This window comes from Gordonia sp. NPDC003376, from assembly GCF_053589235.1.
This window is the reverse complement of sequence record NZ_JBSFRM010000008.1, coordinates 154383-174229: the sequence shown is the minus strand read 5'-3', so window position 1 is coordinate 174229 and position 19847 is coordinate 154383. Positions and strand designations below refer to the sequence as shown.

The 19847-nt window shown below is 68.3% G+C and carries 18 protein-coding genes and 1 tRNA gene; 9 read left to right on the top strand and 10 right to left on the bottom strand.

Annotated features, from left to right (window positions below; all coding sequences use genetic code 11):
* The first annotated feature begins 26 nt into the window (after positions 1 to 26).
* From ACWDUA_RS11060 to rdgB, 5 genes are all read left to right on the top strand, one after another.
* Entirely contained in the window at positions 27 to 662 is a 636-nt protein-coding gene (locus ACWDUA_RS11060; protein ID WP_449751059.1) for a rhomboid family intramembrane serine protease, read from the top strand.
* Positions 659 to 1468 carry a glutamate racemase gene (gene murI, locus ACWDUA_RS11055; RefSeq protein WP_449751087.1) on the top strand — a complete coding sequence of 270 codons (810 nt, stop codon included), beginning with the start codon at positions 659 to 661 and terminating at the stop codon, positions 1466 to 1468. The genes ACWDUA_RS11060 and murI overlap by 4 nt, the downstream gene beginning before the upstream one ends.
* Positions 1469 to 1559: 91 nt before the next feature.
* A complete protein-coding gene (locus ACWDUA_RS11050) occupies positions 1560 to 2324 on the top strand; it encodes a cyclic nucleotide-degrading phosphodiesterase (protein ID WP_449751058.1) in 765 nt (254 codons plus the stop codon).
* Between the two features lie 24 nt (positions 2325 to 2348).
* Positions 2349 to 3104 (top strand): ribonuclease PH, encoded by a 756-nt coding sequence (gene rph / locus ACWDUA_RS11045; RefSeq protein ID WP_053776111.1) that lies wholly within the window; start codon positions 2349 to 2351, stop codon positions 3102 to 3104.
* An 11-nt stretch (positions 3105 to 3115) separates the two neighbouring features.
* On the top strand, positions 3116 to 3739 hold the full coding sequence (gene rdgB / locus ACWDUA_RS11040; protein ID WP_449751057.1) for an RdgB/HAM1 family non-canonical purine NTP pyrophosphatase: 624 nt from the start codon (positions 3116 to 3118) through the stop codon (positions 3737 to 3739).
* Positions 3740 to 3852: 113 nt separating this feature from the next.
* On the opposite strand, the gene ACWDUA_RS11035 is transcribed toward rdgB, so the two are convergent.
* The gene (locus tag ACWDUA_RS11035; protein ID WP_449751056.1) at positions 3853 to 4212 is read right to left on the bottom strand and encodes a DUF3817 domain-containing protein; all 360 of its coding nucleotides are present in this window, start codon (positions 4210 to 4212) and stop codon (positions 3853 to 3855) included.
* On the bottom strand, positions 4209 to 4676 hold the full coding sequence (locus ACWDUA_RS11030) for a transcriptional regulator (protein WP_449751055.1): 468 nt from the start codon (positions 4674 to 4676) through the stop codon (positions 4209 to 4211). Before ACWDUA_RS11030 ends, ACWDUA_RS11035 begins: the two co-directional genes overlap by 4 nt.
* Positions 4677 to 4850: 174 nt before the next feature.
* Here ACWDUA_RS11030 and ACWDUA_RS11025 point away from each other — a divergent pair.
* Positions 4851 to 4935 (top strand) — tRNA-Leu (locus tag ACWDUA_RS11025).
* 177 nt (positions 4936 to 5112) lie between these two features.
* Here ACWDUA_RS11025 and ACWDUA_RS11020 read toward each other — a convergent pair.
* From ACWDUA_RS11020 to ACWDUA_RS11000, 5 genes are all read right to left on the bottom strand, one after another.
* Positions 5113 to 6834, bottom strand: coding sequence for a thiamine pyrophosphate-binding protein (locus tag ACWDUA_RS11020; protein WP_449751054.1), 1722 nt, complete (start codon positions 6832 to 6834; stop codon positions 5113 to 5115).
* A 97-nt stretch (positions 6835 to 6931) separates the two neighbouring features.
* Complete coding sequence (locus tag ACWDUA_RS11015) at positions 6932 to 7735, bottom strand: cyclase family protein (protein ID WP_449751053.1); 804 nt, start codon at positions 7733 to 7735, stop codon at positions 6932 to 6934.
* 160 nt (positions 7736 to 7895) lie between these two features.
* A complete protein-coding gene (locus ACWDUA_RS11010) occupies positions 7896 to 8240 on the bottom strand; it encodes a VOC family protein (protein ID WP_449751052.1) in 345 nt (114 codons plus the stop codon).
* Positions 8241 to 8620: 380 nt separating this feature from the next.
* On the bottom strand, positions 8621 to 8992 hold the full coding sequence (locus ACWDUA_RS11005) for a histone-like nucleoid-structuring protein Lsr2 (protein WP_449751051.1): 372 nt from the start codon (positions 8990 to 8992) through the stop codon (positions 8621 to 8623).
* A gap of 138 nt (positions 8993 to 9130) precedes the next feature.
* The gene (locus ACWDUA_RS11000; RefSeq protein ID WP_449751050.1) at positions 9131 to 10705 is read right to left on the bottom strand and encodes a hypothetical protein; all 1575 of its coding nucleotides are present in this window, start codon (positions 10703 to 10705) and stop codon (positions 9131 to 9133) included.
* A 384-nt stretch (positions 10706 to 11089) separates the two neighbouring features.
* Between ACWDUA_RS11000 and ACWDUA_RS10995 the strand changes: the two genes are divergently transcribed.
* Positions 11090 to 12598, top strand: coding sequence for a DUF7782 domain-containing protein (locus ACWDUA_RS10995; RefSeq protein ID WP_449751049.1), 1509 nt, complete (start codon positions 11090 to 11092; stop codon positions 12596 to 12598).
* A 63-nt stretch (positions 12599 to 12661) separates the two neighbouring features.
* Here ACWDUA_RS10995 and ACWDUA_RS10990 read toward each other — a convergent pair whose 3' ends face one another.
* From ACWDUA_RS10990 to ACWDUA_RS10980, 3 genes are all read right to left on the bottom strand, one after another.
* Positions 12662 to 13861 (bottom strand): trans-sulfuration enzyme family protein, encoded by a 1200-nt coding sequence (locus ACWDUA_RS10990; protein ID WP_449751048.1) that lies wholly within the window; start codon positions 13859 to 13861, stop codon positions 12662 to 12664.
* Positions 13858 to 15168 carry an OpgC domain-containing protein gene (gene opgC / locus ACWDUA_RS10985; RefSeq protein ID WP_449751047.1) on the bottom strand — a complete coding sequence of 437 codons (1311 nt, stop codon included), beginning with the start codon at positions 15166 to 15168 and terminating at the stop codon, positions 13858 to 13860. The genes ACWDUA_RS10990 and opgC overlap by 4 nt, the downstream gene beginning before the upstream one ends.
* 150 nt (positions 15169 to 15318) lie before the next feature.
* A complete protein-coding gene (locus ACWDUA_RS10980; protein WP_449751046.1) occupies positions 15319 to 17115 on the bottom strand; it encodes an AMP-dependent synthetase/ligase in 1797 nt (598 codons plus the stop codon).
* Positions 17116 to 17372: 257 nt separating this feature from the next.
* On the opposite strand from ACWDUA_RS10980, the gene ACWDUA_RS10975 reads away from it, so the two are divergent.
* Both ACWDUA_RS10975 and ACWDUA_RS10970 read left to right on the top strand, forming a co-directional pair.
* Positions 17373 to 19133: a DEAD/DEAH box helicase gene (locus tag ACWDUA_RS10975; protein WP_449751045.1), complete on the top strand. Its 1761-nt coding sequence runs from the start codon at positions 17373 to 17375 to the stop codon at positions 19131 to 19133.
* A gap of 288 nt (positions 19134 to 19421) precedes the next feature.
* A complete protein-coding gene (locus ACWDUA_RS10970; RefSeq protein WP_449751044.1) occupies positions 19422 to 19742 on the top strand; it encodes a rhodanese-like domain-containing protein in 321 nt (106 codons plus the stop codon).
* The last annotated feature ends 105 nt before the right edge of the window (positions 19743 to 19847 follow it).

Sequence of the window (19847 nt, the reverse complement as noted above, 5' to 3'; positions counted from 1 at the left end):
CGACCCGAACCGAGAACGAAGAGGACATGACCGTCACCCCGCCGCCCACGAACCGACCGGCTCCCCGTCCGTTGTGGCAGCGGTCGATGATCGTGATGGCGTCGATCGTCGCGCTGCTGGTGGTGATCGAGGCGATCGACGCCGCGACCCGTTTCCGGCTCGACGACAACGGCATCGAACCGCGTCAGGTCGACGGCCTCGACGGCATCGTCTGGGCGCCGCTGCTCCATGCCGATTGGGAACACCTGTGGGCCAACCTGATCCCCGGTGTGGTGCTGGGCTTCCTGCTGTTGCTCACACGCCGGTTCCTGATCGTCACCGCGATCGTGTGGGTGGTGTCGGGGCTGGGGGTGTGGCTGTTCGCACCGCCGTACACGGTCACCGTGGGCGCCTCCGGGATCATCTTCGGGTGGCTGGCGTTCCTGCTCGTCCGCGGCCTGTTCAACCGTGACTTCTGGCAGGTCCTCGGTGGTGTCGTCCTGTTCCTGATCTACGGCTCGATCTTGTGGGGTGTGTTCCCCGGGGCGGTCGGCGTCTCGTGGCAGGCGCACCTGTTCGGCGCGATCGGGGGTGTGCTGGCCGCCTGGTCGTTGGCCGGCCGCGACCGTAAACGCAAGTCCGCACCCGCTGTCGGCGGGCCCACCCCGGGAGTTCCGTCATAACCGCATCCATCCGCCCCGACGCCCCGATCGGTATCTTCGACTCCGGCGTCGGTGGTCTCACCGTGGCCCGCGCCGTCATCGACCTCCTTCCGGACGAGGACATCATCTACATCGGCGACACCGGCAACGGTCCGTATGGGCCGTTGACGATCCCCGAGATCCGCAAGCATGCCCTGGCGATCGGTGACGAGCTCGCCGAGCGTGAGGTCAAGGCGATCGTCATCGCCTGCAACACCGCCTCGGCGGCCTGCCTGCGCGATGCGCGCGAACGGTATGCGCCGATCCCGGTGGTGGAGGTGGTGTTGCCCGCGGTGCGACGCGCGGTGGTCGCCACCAAGACCGGCCGGATCGGGGTGCTCGGCACCGAGGCCACCGTCTCCTCACGCGCCTACCAGGATTCGTTCGCCGCTGCGCGCGACGCCGAGATCACCGCGGTCGCCTGCCCCCGGTTCGTCGACTTCGTCGAGCGCGGCATCACCAGCGGCAGGCAGATCCTGGGCCTGGCCCAGGGGTACCTCGAACCGCTGCAGGAGGCCGACGTCGACACAGTGGTGCTCGGCTGCACGCACTATCCGTTGCTGTCGGGGGTGATCCAACTCGCGATGGGCGACCAGGTGACGTTGGTGTCGAGCGCGGAGGAGACCGCCAAGGATCTGTTCCGGGTGCTCACCGAGGCCGATCTGCTGCACCCGCACTCCAACCGCGACGCCCGCCGCGTCTTCCAGGCGACCGGTGACCCGGAGATGTTCGCCAGGCTCTCGCACCGGTTCCTGGGGCCGACGATCGGGACGGTCGGTCATCTGTGAGCGTCGACCTCACATCGCACCGATGACACAGTGAAGGACTTGTGACCCATACGTGGTCGACAGTGACCACGCGCATGGCAAGGTAGGGCTCATGCGTGTCACCGTCCTGGGTTGTTCGGGAAGTGTCGGCGGGCCGGGGGTCGCCTGCTCCGGCTACCTGTTCACCGTTCCCGGCGAGCAGCCGGTGCTGGTGGACTGCGGACCCGGTGTGTTCGGTGAACTCCAGCGGGTGGCCGACCCGGACTCGGTGGCGGTGGTGCTCAGCCACCTGCATGCCGATCATTGTCTCGACCTGCCGGCCATGCTGGTGTGGCGGCGCTATGCCCCGCCCGGACCGGCACCGGTGGCCGCGCCGCTCTACGGGCCGTCGGGGGTGGCCGCCCGGATCGGTGCCGCGTCGTCGGAGTTCCCCGGCGAGATCGACGACATCGGCGACACCTTCGATGTGCGCGAGTGGAGCGACGGCATGGAGGTGACACTCGGCGGGATGACCGTCCGGGCATTCCAGGTGGATCACCCGCCCGAGACCTACGGCCTGCGGATCACCTCGCCGGAGGGCAAGGTGGTGGCCTACTCCGGTGACACCGCGCTGTGCGACGAACTGATCGACCTCGCCGCCGACGCCGACGTCTTCTTGTGCGAGGCGTCGTGGTCACACGACCCGCCCGCCCGGCCCGAGCACCTGCACCTGTCCGGGATCGACGCGGGGGAGGCCGCCACCAAGGCCAACGTCAAGGCACTGGCGATCACCCATGTGGCGCCGTGGACCGACGCGGAGCTGATCCTGGCCGAGGCGCGCTCACGGTTCGGCGGGCCGGTGGAGCTGGTGCGACAGGGTCAGGTGTTCGATCTCTGAACCCGGCTGACTACAGTTGGCACGGTGACCACACGCGCTGACGGCAGGGCCGATGACGAACTGCGACCGATCTCCTTCACCCGCGGATTCACCTCACATCCCGCGGGCTCGGTGCTCGTGGAATTCGGTCAGACCAGGGTGATGTGCACCGCCAGCGTCACCGAGGGCGTGCCGCCGTGGCGGCGTGGTTCCGGTCTGGGCTGGCTGACCGCGGAGTACTCGATGCTCCCCGCCGCCACCCACGAACGGTCCCGGCGCGAATCGGTCAAGGGCAAGATCGGTGGCCGCACCCACGAGATCAGCCGCCTGATCGGCCGCTCGCTGCGGGCGTGTATCGATCTCGGTGCGCTCGGGGAGAACACCATCGCCCTCGACTGCGACGTGCTGCAGGCCGACGGCGGAACCCGCACCGCGGCCATCACCGGCGCCTATGTGGCCCTCGCCGACGCCGTCACGTGGCTGGGGGCGGCGGGCAAGCTCAACGATCCGCAGCCGCTGTCGTGCATGATCGCCGCGGTCAGCGTGGGCGTCGTCGACGGCCGGGTGCGGCTGGACCTGCCCTACGAGGAGGACTCGCGCGCCGAGGTCGACATGAACGTCGTCGCCACCGATGCCGGCACGCTGGTGGAGGTGCAGGGGACCGGCGAGGGCGCCACCTTCCCGCGCGCCACCCTCGACAAGCTCCTCGACATCGCCGAGGTGGGCACCGCCAAGCTGTTCGAGGCGCAGCGTGCGGTGCTCGCCGACCCGTACCCCGGCGTGCTGCCGACCGCGAACTGAGTCCGTCGCCGATGACGACACAACAGATCCTGGTCGCCAGCCGCAACGCCAAGAAACTCGCCGAGCTGCGGCGGGTGCTCGACGCCGCCGGGATCGTCGGACTCGACGTGGTGGGTCTCGACGCCGTGCCGGAGTATCCGGAGGAACCCGAGACCGGCGCGACCTTCGAGGAGAATGCGCTGATCAAGGCGCGCTCCGGTGCCGCCGCGACCGGACGGGTGTGCCTGGCCGACGATTCCGGGCTCGCCGTGGACGCGCTCAACGGCATGCCCGGCGTGCTGTCGGCGCGGTGGAGCGGTGGTCACGGTGACGATGCGGCCAACAACGAGCTGCTGCTCAACCAGCTCTCGGATGTGCCCGACGAGCGTCGCGGGGCGGCCTTCGTGTCGGCATGCGCATTGGTCGACCCGAGCGGCGACGAGACCGTGGTGCGCGGCGAGTGGCGCGGCGTGATGCTGCGGGCGCCCCGCGGCGACAACGGCTTCGGCTACGACCCGCTGTTCGCCCCGGACGACGCCGAGGCGGCCGGCCGGGCGTCGGCGGAGCTGTCGGCGTCGGAGAAGGATGCGCTGAGCCACCGCAGAAAGGCTCTGGCCCAGCTGGTTCCGGCGTTGCGGGTGCTCGCGGGACAGTGATGCCCGCCCGCTGATCCACCCGTTCGGGAACGGCCACGATACGAGAACACCGCCCTTCGGTCATCCCGGAGGGCGGTGTTCTCGGATTCGATCGGACGACCGGTGCGACTTGCTCAGAGGCTGCCGCCGGTCAGGCCGAACTGCTCCTTGACCTCCCTGGTCCGGATGTGTTCGACGTAGAACGACAGGAACGGAATGGTTCCGGCGATCGCGGTGAGGATGATCTTGCCGACCGGCCAGCGCACCTTGATCGCGAGGTCCACGGTCAGGATCAGGTAGATGAAGTACACCCAGCCGTGCGCGATCGGCACGAAGTCCAGCGAGTTGATGCCGAAGCCGTACTTCAGGATCAGCTCGACGACGAGCAGCAGCAGCCACAGACCGGTGATCCACGCGAGGACGCGGTAGCGCAGCAGAGCGCCCTTGACCTTCTCGATGGGCACGGCGGTGGTGGGCTGGGCGGTCTCGGTCACTGAGAATCCTCACTGGTCGGGGAGTCGGGGCGAGTCGATCCGACCCGGGCCCGGTGGTCGTGATCTGCCTCGGCGTGATCGGCTGCCTCGAGGTCGGCGAGGAAGCGGTTGTACTCACGCAGCGATGCGTCGTCGGGGGATGAGCCGTCGCTCGCCGACGAGGCACTCGGGGTGGACGGCCGGTCCGGGAGCAGGCCGGCGGGGATCTCGGTGATGCCGGTGTCGGCAGCCTTGGCGGCCTCGTCCGGGTTGCTCTCGAGAACCACGAAGCGCCGGTAGGCCCAGATCACGGCGAACGCGAATGCGGGCCACTGCAGTGCATAACCGAGGTTCTGGGCGGTGCCGGCCGAGGACTCGTAGGTGTCCCACTGCCACCATGCCAGGCCGAGGCAGGCGACGGCGGCGATCGCCACCAGCACCAGGAGCGCGGGCCGATGCCGGCGACGTACAGACTGCGGGGACATACCCTCGACGGTACCCAATCGGGGGGATCCGATCCCCGCCCGGGCCGGTGATCTGCGGTAACGGTCACATCGAGCGGGGGTCGGGGCGGTGGCGCGGGGATGGCCGACGGGCGGGATGGTGGTATAGGGCGGGTCGGTGGTGGCCGTCGGCGCGCGGTAGGGTTGTGCACGCACGCGCGAGTGGCGGAATTGGCAGACGCGCTGGATTTAGGTTCCAGTGTCTCAGGACGTGGGGGTTCAAGTCCCCCCTCGCGCACCACAGATGCCCTCCGGGAATCAGCACGTCCGTGGACGGATTCGAGAGGGTCATCGATCAGCGGTTCGGTACCGCCTGGCCTGGCGGAGTTGCGCCGCCGAGGTCGGCGGCACTGCGACAAAGTGCGTGCCGGACGCGTGCCTCGGTGTTCGACGCGTGCCTCGGTGTTCGATGCGTGCCTCAGTGTCCGGCGAACGCCTCCGCCAACCACCACGACCCGCCGTCGGCGGCGATCTTCGCGTCGATCAGCAGTGGGCCGACATCGCCACCGGTGGCGGCGGTGGCGACCCAGTCGGCGACCGCGGACAGGTCCGTCACCGACCGTACGGTGACGCCGGTGGCGCCATGACCCCGTGCGATGGAGGCGATGTCGACCTCGGGGAAGGTCACCGTCGTCATGTCGGCGTCGCCGAAGTGGTGCACCTCGGCGCCATAGGCGGAGTCGTTGTAGACCACGACCACCAGCGGAAGCCGCAGGCGCACCGCCGTTTCCAGCTCCGAGATGGCCATCAGGAATCCGCCGTCCCCGGTCCCGAGCACCGGCATCCGGTCGGGCCGTGCGGTGGCCGCGCCGATCGCGGTGCCCAGGCCCAGACCGATGGACTGGAAGGCCTGGGTGAAGCAGAAGCCGTTCTCGTCGGGAACGCTCAGATGCGTCGACGGATACCCCATGAAGTTGCCCGAGTCGATGGACACGATGCGCTCTGCGGGTAACAGATCGTCGAGCGCGATGGTGAGTGTGCGCGGGTCGATCCGGTCGGCGGTGGAGATGTCGTCGACAGGGACGTCCCGCCAGCGCGACGACGCCGCGATCCGTGCGGCGACATCGGGGGTGCGGTAGCCGGCGGTGCCCGGGTGCCGGTCGGCCTGGAGGGCGGCGACCGCGTCCGCCGCGGTCAGCGCACAGTCACCGATGACGCCGAGGTCGACGGTCCGATGCGCACCGATCGCATCGACATCCACATCCACCTGCGCGACAACGGTATCCGCACCGATCAGCTTGCCGTGACGTATCGTCCACATGTTCAGCGCGCAGCCCCAGCCGACGATCAGGTCGGCGCCGGCGACGAGTTCGGCGGTGGTCGCCGACGAGAATCCGCCCGAGATGCCCAGCGCGAACGGGTCGCCGGCGAACAGGCCGTTGGCCACCGCCGAGGTGGCCACCAACGCACCCGTCGCCTCGGCCAACGCTCCGATCTGCGGCCCGGCCTCACGAGCACCGCGACCGGCGATGAACACCGGGCGCTGCGCCGCCGCGAGCAGGCGCAGCAAGCGAGTCACCGAGTCCTGATCCGGGCGGACCCGTGGGCGCACGATGTCGGCGGTCACCGGGCCCGGGACCGACGCGGGGGATGCGGCCACGTCGATCGCGACGTTGATCACCACGGTCCTGCGCCGGGTGATCGCCGTCCGAACGGCACGGATCACGTCGGCCACGACGGTCGATGCACCGTAGACGCGCTCGCTGACCGCCCCGACGCCGGTGACCAGGGCGTCCTGGTCGATCCGGAAATTGGAACGCAGGTCGGCGGCCGGGGCGTCGGCGGTCAGGACCACCATCGGGGTGCGGCTCTTGGCGGCCTCGCCGATCCCGGTCATGGCGTTGGTCAGCCCGCATCCCTGATGCAGCGACACCACCCCGACCCTGCCCGACATCCGGGTGTAGGCGTCGGCCATGGTGGCCGCGCCACCCTCGTGCCGCGCGGCGGTATATCCCACGCCACCGGCGCGCAAGGCGTTGGTCATGGTGAAGTTGCCGCTGCCCACCACGCCGAACACATGGCCGACGCCGAGGTCGGCCAGCACCCGGCCGACGACATCGGCGACGGTGGGCCCGTAGGTGAGCGGGGCTGCGGCAGAACCGGATTCGGTTGTCGGAGTGGCTACTGCAGGAGTGGTCATGAGAAGAACCTCGTGGTCGGGTTACGGAAGGGCGGGCCCGCGGCGGGCTGGAGCGGCCCCACCGCACCGCATCCCGGCGAAAAACTCGGGCGCGAGCTCACCCGCCCGACTCGACCAGCGCGAGCACGCGGCACGGGCTGCCGGTACCGCCCACGATCGGCAGCGGCGCGACCACCAGCATGGCCCCGGTCGCCGGGAGCCGGCCGAGGTTGCGCAGCGAGGTGATGCCGTATTTGTCGTTGCCGAGGAAGTGATAGTGGACCGGGAAGGCGGGTTCGAAACCTCCGGCCATCCCCGCATCGACGCCCACGGTTTCCACACCCAGTCCGGCGATGGGGCGCCGGGTGGCGAGCCACTCGGCGCACTCGACCGCGACTCCCGGTGTGTGCGAACCGGTCTCGTCGGCGTTGAGGAACTCCTCCTGCGATCCGCCGCGCGCCTCCCAGCCGGTGCGCAGCAGTAGCCATGCCCCGTCGGGAAGGGCGCCGTGCTCGGCCTCCCACTCCTCGACGTCGGCCACCCCCAGCAGATGGTCGGGATCGGCGGCGACCTTGTCGGTGAGGTCGATCACCGCGGCGGGCCCGATCAGCCGGCGTGCGGGGATCTGTGACACATCGTGTCCGTCGCGTCCGCTGATCCAATGGATGGGTGCGTCGAGGTGGGTACCGATGTGCTCACCGGTGTGAATGTTGTTGTGCCGCCAGTAGGGTCCCGGCTCGTTGTAGGCACTGACCTCCTCGAGGCTGAAGTCGATCAGGTTGACGAACGGGTCGGGCAGGACGAGGGCGGGTGTCGCACTGCTCAGGGGAGTGGTCAGATCGATCACGGCCACCGAGCCGTCGATGAGTGCGCCGAGGAACGGTGCGACGGCGCCGGATGCGGGGGTGAGTGGCTCGGTCATGGAGAAGGCCTTTCGTCCGGTCGGGGAGTCGGATGCAGTGATGATCTGGATCGATTCCAGGTGCGTCCGGCGCGCCGACCTCGCGCTCGGGTTCTCTTCGCGTGGTCACGCGGATCATGGTCGGCGCGCGTACCCGCGAGGCCCACCTGGGCCTCCTCGATCACTCCGCGGCAGGTGCCCATACCGCGAGTTCGTTTCCGCCAGGCTCGCGGAACTGGAAGCGGCGACCGCCCGGGAAGTCGAACGGCTCGACGGTGATGACGGCCCCGGCAGCCGTGACGGCGTCGCGTGCCCGGTCGAGGTCGTCGACCTGGAAGATCGCCAGCGGTGGCGGCGGGACGTCGGCGGTGGTCGTCTCGAACGCGACGGTGAACCCGCCGCCCACATGGACGTCGACGTAGGAGTCGCCGTAGAAGGTGTGCTCGTGATGGAAGGCCTCGGCCATGAACCGGGCCGATGCTGCCGCGTCCGACGAATACAGCTCGACGGTGGTGAATGTCGCCATGACCACAACGGTAGCGGTGTGCTCGGATGATCGGCTGGTGTTCGGCGGGCCCACGACCGCGGCCCCGTGCGGTCGCCGCGCCGCCGGCCGGGTCGGTGTGCGGCCACGCCGTCGAAGAACGTGTGTCGGCCGACATCTCGGCTCGCGGACACCCACGGTTCGATCACGACCGCGAATTCGCTCCTCGGGTGACGTCGTGCACGGAAATCGGGAATGTCAACCAGAGACTGTTCACCGTCAATGAAATAGGGATAAACGCGGTATCGGCGTGGTTCGAAATGAACACAAATCTGGATGGTTTACCCCGCGAATACACGAACGCACCGCGGGCGAAATGCCGGCCCGCGGTGCGTTCGAATATCAGGTGATGCCGTCGAGAATCAGGCCTCGGCCTCGTAGGCCTCGATGATCTCCTTGGGTAGACGCCCACGTGGGGAGATCTCGTAACCCGCCTCGGTCGCCCACTGTCGGATCGCCGCGGTATCGCGACGTGCGCGATCACCGGAATCCTGCGGGGCGGTCGAACGAACCCGAGGTGCCGTCGACTGACGCCGACCGCCGATCCGGGTGGACACCTCGAGCAGCTTCGACACCGGAACCTTGCCGTTCTCGATCTTCTCGAGGTTGGCACTGGATACGTCGAGCTGGTAGTCGACGCCTACCCACGACCACGAAATGGTGTGCGCATCGTCCAGATCGAGCTCTTTGCCGTCGAGGTCGTCGACGAATGAGATCACTTCAACTTTGGCCACGTGTTTGACGATAGCTTATGCGCCGCGAAGTTTCGTGAAACGGGTCTCGTCACCGTTTCGTCAGGTGTGATTTTGCCCGAAATTCGCGGCCGCTGCCATATTCTCCGGAAGTTCTCAGGAATGGCCCGTCGACCTCGCTCAATTCACCCCCGGAATGCGGATCGGAAGACCGGGAACCAGTGGTGCCGGCGTCGAGGTGCTGGTCGACGGTGCGCCACTCGCCCTTGTGCGTCGGGTCGGCGTGGCCGGGCTGCCCGAACTCGGACGGGTCGAACCGGGGCGCGCCGCGGGCGGTGTGGTGGTGCTCGCCGACGGCAGGACCGCCCGGTCGCGGTTGTTCTGTGCGCCGCGTCCGGTGCCGGCGGTGTCGTCCTCGACGAAGCACATCGAGCGCACCACGTTGTGGAAATTGACGAGTCCGTACGTGAGCGGGATGTTCGCGAGGGTTCCGATGGCGCGGATGGGGGAGAGGTAGCCGACCTCCTGGCCGTTGGTGAGGATCTGTCCCTCGAGCAGCCCGCCGATGGTGGTGAACATGTGCAGCGACAGGTAGTACGTGAAGTATGCGGCGGTCAGCGACTTGGTGACGGTCAGATCCGCCAGCGGGACGGTCTCGAACATGTTGTCGCCCTGGCCGATGTTGTGGCTGAGACCCAGGACGATGTCGAGGGGTGCGCCGCCGATGTAGGGGATGAGGCCGCCGAAGGTGGACAGGAGTGACTCGGCCTGGGTGAAATCGGCCGGGTCGGCCGGGATCAGGTTGTGCGGCACCCGGGTGCCACGCAGGCCTGCCAGGATCTTCTTGGTCTCGGCGGCGATCGCCTTCTTCTCCTGCGGCGTCTGCACCAGGTTCTGGGCGTAGTCGCCGGTGCGGGTGACGATCCTGCTCAGCGGCACGTTACCGACGGCCGAGCAGTTGTCGTTGTCGGCGAGGGCGAGCTGGTTGGCCGTCTCTCGGACGATCGCCGGGATGTCCACGGGGTAGGTGACCGTGTCGCTGGGGCGGCCGGCCTGCGCGCGCTGTTCCTCGGTGACCCGCGCGATGCACTGGCCGACGATCGCATTCGAGATCGACTGGTACAGGTACTGCCCGCCCATGGTGGAGCCCTGCACCATCAACTGCAGGATGAGGTTGTAGGTCACCGAGTTCAGGGCGTCGGTACCCTCGAACGGGCGGCCGAGGAAGGGCGTCAGACCCACACCGATCTTGGCCGGGGTGAAGATCGTCGCGAAGAAGTAGAGCCAGACCGTCTCGACCGCCTGGGCCATGGTGATGTTGCCCAGCGGGATCGCCTCGGCCTCTTTGCCGTCACGGATCTTGAGCAGCTGGACGACCATCCACTGCGAGATGGCGCCGCGGTAGGTCAACGCGGGATCGTCACGATCGGCGCCGAGTGCCATCGGATGATCGGAGATGGCGAGGGTCGAGACGTTGAGCCGGTCCATGTCCCGGTGTGCGGCGGCTCGCGCGGCGTAGGCGTTCTGGTGCAGCTGCTCGGGCAGCGACGGCAGCACCGACTCGAACAGTGAGTCGTAGACGACGCGGAGGGTGGTGAACTCGCCACTGACGCAGACGGTCGGTTGGTCCCTGTTCTCCTCGAGGGTCGGCAGCATGGCCCGCGGGCTCTGCGCGATCCGGTCGATCCGCTCCTGGTAGGTCTCGGCCGGCTTCGGGGTCTGCGGCTTGGGTTTGGCCTTCTGTGCGATCGGCACCGGAGTAGGTGCCAGAGCCGGATTCAACACGGCCGCAGAGCCGTTCGTGCTCATCACGCTTGCCGAGAACGCGGTCAGCGTGGCTACGGCGGTGACCCGCACGAACCAGACCCGCCCCCTGTGCGACCCATGACCATCCGACGACCCGACCCTCATCGCACTGCTCCTTGACCCCGCTGTGTTGGACGTTGCGCCCGCCCTGAAACGAAGTGAGGTTAGCATACCCTTTGCATGCCCTCGTTGTGGGAACGGTCACTCGCGGAGATGGTAGCCGCTGGGCGGTCGGCACGTGCGTTTGACGCCCCCTTCCGAAATCGGGCACCATGAGCGGAAACCGGTGTCCTGCTGTGGATTCGATGCAGTACAGTGCACCGTCGACAACCGATGGGTGAGCTGATGGACGCGATGCCGCTGCGGAACGAGGCGGTCGTCACCGCGCTGGGGGTCGATCTCCGTGGTGCGGACTACACCTCCGACGGGGTGTCGGCGTTACTGGGTGACCAGGCGAACGAGGCTCTGGGACGCGGGACCTGGTGGCCCGCGCTGCGGGCCACGCAGGCGGCCGACCGGTCTGCGCTGGCCACCCTGGTCCGACTGTTCCTCCTCGGTTCGGACGAGACGGAGGCGGCGGTCGCCGCCGCGTTCCCGACCGTCGGGGTGCCCGCGCTCCTCGAGCAGGGAGTGCTGGCGCGGACCGCCGACGGCGTCCTGCGGGCGAACCTCGACATCCGGCCACATGCCGACGACGTGCGTGACCACCTCGTCGTCTCCGATCAGGACGCCGCGATGCGCAGCGGCGCCGTCGCCCATGATCACGTGCTGGGGATCGGTGGCGCATCGGTGTCCCTGGCCCGTCTGGTGATCCGCGACAAGGTCGGTGCCGCACTGGATCTCGGCACCGGGTGTGGGATTCAGGCGGTGCACATGAACTCGCACTGTGAGTCGATCGTCGCCACCGACACCAATCCCCGCGCCCTCGCGCTGGCCGCTGCCACCGCGCGGCTCAACGGGATGTCGTGGGATCTGCGCGAGGGCTCTCTGTTCGAGCCGGTGGCCGGTGAACGCTTCGACCTGATCGTGTCGAACCCGCCGTTCGTGGTGGGGTCGGGTGGGCAGGACTACATCTACCGGGACTCCGGGATGGCCGGGGACACGATCTGTGCCGACCTGATCCGGCACCTGCCCGAGCACCTCACCGACGGCGGTACCGCGCAACTGCTGGCCAACTGGATCGTCCGCGAGGGCGAGGACTGGCGCGACCGGGTGGGCGGCTGGCTGGCCGGTACCGACCTCGACGCCTGGGTCGTCCAGCGTGAACTCGCCGATCCGATCAGCTACATCTCGTTGTGGCTGTCGGACGCCGGTGAGGAGCCCGACGAGATCGCCGCACGTGGGACCGCCTGGCTGGACTGGTTCACGCAGGAGGGCATCGTCGGAATCGGGATGGGGTCTCTGACGCTGCGCCGCCGCCGCACCGGCACCCCCGATCGCGTCCTCGAGGAGATCACCGGGGCCGGCGAGGAGGTCACCGGCCACGAGGCGCGGGCCTTCCTGGACCGCCGGACCTACCTCCGCGACACCACCGACGAGCGCCTGCTCGGTGCACGGCTCGCGACCGCGCCGGTGTTCCTGGAATCGCAGTCGCTGCCCGGCGAGGACGGATGGCAGGAGGTCGGCGCCTCGGTGCGCCGGCCCGGCGGCCCCGGTGCCGTGCTCGGTGTCGACGAGGTGTCGCGCGCCCTGTTGGCCGGATGTCGTGGCACCGTGCCGCTCGGTGTCCTGATCGAACTGCTCGCCGGCTTCCACGGCGTCGACACCGAGGCCCTTGCACAGGCTGCGCTGCCGGTGGTGCGAGAGGCGATCGGTCGCGGAATCCTGTTCGAGGTCAGGTGAATTCGCGTTGCCGACGATGATCTGGCCGGGTCGCCCGGTGTCGGTCGGGGCCGGTCGGACCGGTCATGCGAACGTCGCGTCGAGTGCCTGACGCAGATCTGCGGCGAGGTCGTCGGCATCCTCCAGGCCCACCGAGAACCGTAGATGCCCGAAGGTGCGGAACGGGTCGGGGTAGGCCGCCACCCGCGGACCGTCGGTGCCGACGTGCACGATCAGCGTCTCGTCGTGGCCCAGCGACACCGCCGACGTGATCACCTTCAGATGCGACACGAAACGGTTCTGCGTCGCGGGATCCCCATCGACGGCGAACGCCATCATCCCGCCGAATCCGCGGCCACCGAACTGGCGGTGGGCGAGCTGATGCTGCGGGTGGTCGGGCAGGCCCGGATAGGTGACGTAGGCGATGCGTTCGTCGTCGGCGAGCATGCGTGCCAATGTCTCTGCGGTCGCCTGGTGCTGGGCCAACCGCAGCGGCAGGGTGATCGAACCGCGCGCGATCAGCCAGGCGTTGAACGGTGAGATCACCCCGCCGACGTCGACCATCGCCTGCCCTTTGATCTGCCCGATCAGCTCGGCGGCACCGATCACCGCGCCGCCCATCGCGTCGCCGTGTCCGTTGATGTACTTGGTCAGCGAGTGCACCACGAGGTCGGCACCGTCGGCCAGCGGCCGGTACAGCGGGGGCGGGGTGAACGTCGAATCCACCATCAGCAGCAGGCCGGCGCCGTGGGCGATCGCGGCCAGTTCGGCGATGTCGGCGACCTTCGTGGTGGGATTGGCGATTGCCTCGGTCACCATCATCTTCGTCGTCGGGCGGATCGCCGCACGCACCGCGTCGGGGTCGGTCACGTCGACGAAGGTGGCCTCGATCCCGTACTTCGCCGGCATCAGATCCGACCACAGCTTCCAGGTGGCCTCGTAGGTGACGTCGGAGACGACGACGTGGTCGCCGGTGGCCAGGAAGGTGAAGAACACCGCATGCAGGGCGGCCACCCCGGATGCCAGCACCACGGCGTCCTCGCCGCCCTCGAGTACCGCGAGCTTGTCCTGCAACGCAACCTGATTGGCGCCGGTGTTGCGTGTGTAGAACAGCTGCGCGGTACCCGACCAGTCGGCGGCCTCCGGCTCCGGCGGCAGATGATACGAGTTCGCCATGGTGATCGGCGTACGCACCGACGGACCGCTCGAGTCGTTGCCGGCGTGCACGCTGACGGTCATGTCCCCGGCCGAACGCAGGATCTCGGGCAGGTCGGCGTCGCTCATCGGGGCACTCCTACGGAAAGGTCCTCGGCGGACCGGGTGTCAGGGGGTGGTGGAACGGGATCCTCGACTCCGCGCGGCGGCGGGACCGGTGTCGCGGTCGCGATGTCGCCTGTGGTCCGGGAGTCGGCGGTGGTCCGGGAATCAGCGGTGGTCCGGGAATCAGCGGTGGTCCGGGAATCAGCGGTGGTCCGGGAATCGGCGGCGGGATACTGCCTTCCCGGGAGCGCGGCGTCGACGACGATCATCGGTAACCGGTGCAGCTTGTCGATCTCGCAGGCCCGTCGGAACTCCGCCCACACCCAGCAGCATCCGAACACCGTGACCGCGACCGCCGACATCGTCAGCGGGGTCCACGGCCGATGCGCCACGTGGATCGGGACGACGATCAACGCGATGGCCTGGATCACGTAGGAGTCGAGACTGCGGGTGCCGGTCATCACCAACGGTCGCAGCCAGTCGTGATGGCAGAACCTCAGCACCAGACGGAAGACGCCGTACACCGCCGGCACCAGCACCCACGCCCCGAGCGCACGCGCCGGACCGAACTCGAGTTTGTCGGCCAGCGTGACCAGATGCGGTGTCCACGGCCCGTCCTCGATCAGCAGGTGGAACGAGAGCGCCACTCCGAAGGCCGACGCCACCAGCAGTGGCAAGAGGCGGCCGATCCGCGCGGCGACATCCCAGCGTTGCCAATTCCAGCCGATCACCATGGCCGGGACGAACATGATCTGCCATCCGGCCCAGTTCTGAATGCGCGGCCCGGCCATGTCGGCAGTGAGGTAGAACCAGTCCGGCGCGGCGGCCTGGGACGTGACGTAGAGGGTGAGGGAGGCCGCCAGGACGAGCCACCACCCGCCCCGCATCAGCACCGGGAACAGCACGAATGCCGACGCCATGAACACCATGTACATCAGCAGGATGTTCCCGCCGCTGGGCAGGTAGGTCAGGCTCAGTGATCGCAGCAACCCGTCACCCCATCCGTCGACGGGCAGCAGCAGGGTCAGCCACCGGTGCCCGGCGAGCGCGGCGGCCACGGCGACCGCCGCGAGCAACACCTGGCACAGGTAGAGCACGACGAGCCGTCGGGTCAGGCGGCGGTACGCGAAGCGGAGGCCGTGACGGTCGATCCAGCGGTGGTACACCAGGCCGAGGACGAATCCGGACAGCAGGACGAACGCGCTCATCCCGTCCACGTACGGGAAGGCGTGTGTCGGTGAGGCGATGGCCGCGCCGGTGGCGAAGTGGGCGGTGATCATGCTCCAGATCGCCAGGCCGCGTGTGGCGTCGATCGCGAGATCCCGGTTCATCGAGAGAGAGCCTAGGGTGTCACCCACGGGTCAGGCACACCGACGCGCAGCCGAGTCCCAATTGTCACATAAGAAACACCCGTCACATGCCGGTGCATGCGACGGGTGCTCTCGACGTGGTCGTGTGGTGCCGGTCGGGTACCGGCCCGATCAGATGTACAGGTCTGCGATCGCCTGCTTGTAGGCATCGCCGACGACGTTGCGCTTGAGCTTCAGTGTCGGCGTCAGCTCACCGGATTCGATGGTGAAGTCGGTGGCCAGGACGGTGAACTTCTTGATCGCCTCGGCCTTGGAGACCTTGCCGTTGGCCTCGTCGACCGCGTCGCCGATCTCGCTCCGCAGGGCGGCGTTGTCCACGAGGTCCGCGATCGGGGTGTCCGCGGGCAGGTCATGACGCTCGAGCCAGCCGGGGACGGCCTCCGGATCGATCGTGATCAGGGCGCCGATGAACGGCTTGTTGTCGCCGACCACCATGCACTGGCTGATCATCGGATGGGCGCGGATCGCATCCTCGAGCGGCGCCGGCGACACGTTCTTGCCGCCGGCGGTGACGATGATCTCCTTCTTGCGGCCGGTGATGAACAGGAAGCCGTCGTCGAGGCGACCGATGTCACCGGTGTGGAACCAGCCGTCGCGGATCGCCTCGGCGGAGGCCTCCGGGTTGTGCCAGTATCCGGTGAAGACCACCGGCCCCTTGAGCAGCACCTCGCCGTCCTCGGCGATCGCGGCCGACACCCCGGGCACCGGGCGACCCACCGAGCCGACCTTCTGGCAGCCCTCGTAGTTCGCGGTCACCGCGGCGGTGGTCTCCGACAGCCCGTACCCCTCGTACACCGGGATGCCCACACCCCGGAAGAAATGTCCCAGACGGGCGCCGAGCGGGGCGCCGCCGGAGATCGCGCCTTCGCAGTTGCCGCCGAGCGCCGCACGCAGCTTCTTGTAGACCAGCGCGTCGAACAGGGTGTGCTTGAGCTTGAGTCCCAGTCCCGGGCCACCGTTCTCCAGGGCGGTACTGTAGGCGATCGCGGTCTCGGTGGCCTTGTCGAAGATCGAACCCTTGCCGCCGTCGTAGGCCTTCTGCTTGGCCGAGTTGAACACCTTCTCGAAGACGCGTGGCACCGACAGCACGTAGTTCGGCTGGAACACGGCGAGATCGTTGATCAGGTTCGGGATGTCGTTGGTGTGTCCGAAGATGACGCCGTTCTCGACGCAGCCGACCGCCACCACGCGTGCGAAGACATGCGCCAGGGGCAGGAACAGCAGTGTCGACTTGCCCTCCTCCAGGCCGGCGCCCACCGCGTCGCGGGTGGCGGCGCACTCGGCGAGGAAGTTCGCGTGCGTGAGGACCACGCCCTTCGGGCGTCCGGTGGTGCCCGAGGTGTAGATCAGGGTGGCGGCGTCGGTGGACAGCTGGTTGGCGTGGCGGTCGTCGAGCCGGTCGTCGCCGACGTCGGCACCACGCTTGGTCAGGTCGTTGATCGCGCCGTCGCCGGGGCCGCCCTCGATCACGAGGGTCTCGCGCAGCGCCGGTGCGGCGTCGAGTACCTCGCGATGCCGGGCGTGGTGGGTGTCGTTCTCCACGAACAGCAGCGTGGTTCCGGAGTTCTCGACGATGTAGCCGACCTGATCGGGGGCGGAGGTCTCGTAGATCGCGACGGTGACCGCGCCGGCGCGCCAGATCGCGTAGTCCAGCACGGTCCACTCGTAGCGGGTGGAGGAGAGCAGGCCGACCCGGTCACCGGCCTGGACGCCGGCGGCGATCAGGCCCTTGGCCACGGCGTCGACCTCATCGGCGAAATGCTTGGCGGTGACGGTGATCCACACGCCGTTGGAGCGTTTCTTGAACAGCGGCATCGTCGGTCGCTCGGCCCGGTACCGCAGGATCGCGTCGACCGTCGTGGCCTTGTCGTCGATGTTCAGGTCGGACGGGGTGGTGTAGTGCTGCAATGTCGCTCCTGATCCGAAAAGCGGGCAAATCGGGCGGACGTCGCCGTGCTGCGACGTCCCGGGTTTTTGCTGCGACCGAGAGTAGCAGTAATCGAGTGGTTTTGATCACACCATGGAGGCAGGGTGATGCCAGGAGCGGCGAACGGGGGTGCGCGTTGTGTCACATCGCGGTGCTCGCGTGACCGGTCGGGGCTCGGATGCGGCTTTCACGCGGTCCGCGCATTACAGTTGTCCTCGATGAATGGGAGACACAACGCATGACCGGACCCACAGACGCGGGTGATCCGTCGGCGATCACCTTCGACGATCTCGACATCGCACCCAAGGTGCGCAGCGCGATCGCCGAGGTCGGATACGAGAAGCCGTCACCGATCCAGGCGGCCACGATCCCGCCCCTGATGGCCGGCCGTGACGTCGTCGGTCTCGCCCAGACCGGCACCGGCAAGACCGCTGCCTTCGCGATCCCGATCCTGTCCCGGATCGATCCCTCGGTGCGGCGTCCGCAGGCGCTGGTGCTCGCGCCGACCCGTGAGCTCGCCCTGCAGGTGTCGGAGGCCTTCGAGAAGTACTCCGCACACATGCCCGATGTGCGGATCCTGCCGATCTACGGTGGGCAGAGCTACGGTGTCCAGCTCGCCGGGTTGCGACGCGGCGCCCAGGTCATCGTCGGGACCCCCGGTCGCGTGATCGACCACCTCGACAAGGGCACCCTCGACATCTCCCAGCTCGAGTACCTCGTCCTCGACGAGGCCGACGAGATGCTCACCATGGGTTTCGCCGAGGACGTCGAGCGCATCCTCTCCGACACCCCTGAGAGCAAGCAGGTCGCACTGTTCTCGGCCACCATGCCGTCGGCGATTCGCCGGCTCGCGCAGCGCTATCTGCACGACGCCGAGGAGATCACGGTCAAGGCCAAGACCGCGACCGCGCAGAACATCTCCCAGCGCTACCTGCAGGTGTCCCACCAGCGTAAACTCGACGCGCTGACCCGGTTCCTCGAGGTCGAGACGTTCGACGCGATGATCGTGTTCGTGCGCACCAAGCAGGCCACCGAGGAACTCGCCGAGCGGTTGCGTGCCCGAGGATTCTCCGCGGTCGCGATCAACGGTGACATGGCCCAGGCCCAGCGTGAGCGGACGATCAACCAGCTCAAGGACGGCACCATCGACATCCTGGTCGCCACCGACGTCGCCGCCCGCGGCCTCGACGTCGACCGGATCTCGCACGTCGTCAACTACGACATCCCGCACGACACCGAGTCCTATGTCCACCGGATCGGCCGCACCGGCCGTGCCGGACGGTCGGGCAACGCGCTGCTGTTCGTGTCCCCGCGCGAGCGTCACCTGCTGCGCGCGATCGAGCGGGCCACCCGTCAGCCGCTGGCCGAGATCGGTCTGCCCTCGGCCGAGGACGTCAACGCCCAGCGTGTCGCGCGCTTCGCCGACTCGATCACCGAGAACCTCGCCTCGGAGTACCTCGACACCTTCCGGAAGCTGGTCGAGGACTACGCCCAGGACAAGGACGTGGCGATGGCCGACATCGCCGCGGCCCTGGCCCTCGAGACCCGTGACGGCGGCTTCCTGATGGCCCCGGACCCGCCCGAGGGGCAGCGTCCCGAACGCCGCGACCGCGACCGTGATCGCGCCCCGCGCAAGTCCGGCGGCAACTTCGCCACCTACCGGATCGCGGTCGGCCGCAAGCACAAGGTGTCACCGGGTGCCATCGTCGGCGCGATCGCCAATGAGGGCGGCCTGACCCGCGGTGATTTCGGCAACATCAGCATCCGCGACGACTTCTCGCTCGTGGAACTGCCGGAGAACCTCGACCGCGACACCCTCGACCTGCTGCGCAACACCAAGATCGGCAAGACCCCGATCGACCTCCGTCGCGACATGGGACCGCCTCGTGCACGCGGTGGTGCAAAGCGCGCCGGTGGTCGCGAGGGTGGCCATCAGCGCAGTGGCGGCGACTGGGGCAAGCGGGGGACCCGCAGGGTCGCCGGGCGCGGACGCGGCTGACACCCGTACCCGCGGACCGACCTGCTCGAGGGTCGGCCTACGCTCTCCTCTGTCGGCCGACGTGCCCCGTGCACGTCGGCCGGCGGCGTTTCTCGCTGCGGGGCATGTCGGCCGATACCGGGTGTTGTCCCAGGTGGCAGCGGTTTGTCTCACTCTGAGAATCACTGTTGGGCGTTTCGACATTTTTCCGTAACCTCTGCGGTGGGTGTGAACGACATACCCATCGGGACCCGCCGACAGTCGGTCCCACCTGCGAACGATCGACCAGCAACTTCAGGAGCGTCACCAGTGTCAGTGGTGGATCCCATCTCGGCAACCGAAGCCCTCGCCCACACCAGTGCCGTCGTCGTCGACGCCCGACCGCAGGTGGTCCGCCACCAGGGCAGCCTGCCCGGAGCGGTCGTCGTCGACCCCGCCGACATCTCCGCACGATTCACGCCGACCCCATCGGGTACGTTCCCGGTGATCGACGACCCCGACACCGAGATCAACGTGGTGTCCGTGTCGTCGGAGGCGCCGCGGATCGCGGAACAGATCGCCGATCTGGGTTACACCAACGTGCATTACGTGGACGGCGGTTTCCGCGCCCTCCGCAGCGGTACCCGCTGACCTGCTGACCGGCAGCATTCGGCCCTCGACATGGCGTCTTGGTAGCGTGATACATCGAGCTCGACCGTAGGTCGAGCCGATCACCGCTGGTCGGACACAGGAGGG